General features: G+C 41.2%; 1 protein-coding gene. It reads left to right on the plus strand.

The window, feature by feature from the left end:
* Positions 1-83: 83 nt before the first annotated feature.
* Positions 84-221 (plus strand): flagellar hook capping FlgD N-terminal domain-containing protein (locus LKX83_RS33320; RefSeq protein WP_304518369.1); only part of this gene is annotated, 138 nt, incomplete at its 3' end.

Below are 221 nucleotides of genomic sequence, written 5' to 3' on the forward strand. Positions count from 1 at the left end.
AAGAATTGATAGGCAATACAGAGGATGAAGCTGTACGCCATTAACGAAGAAGTACGTGATAATGAAAGGAGGGAATGAGGACAATGCCAGTTATTGATCCAACACAATATAAAAACTCATTTCAATCCCAGTCGCAAACAAAAACGTTTGAGCAGCAATCATCACTGGGCAAGGAAGCTTTTCTAAAGCTGCTGGTGACCCAGTTGCAGAATCAAGATCCT

It is taken from the genome of Cohnella baijiui, assembly GCF_020731285.1.
Classification (GTDB): Bacteria; Bacillota; Bacilli; order Paenibacillales; family Paenibacillaceae; genus Cohnella.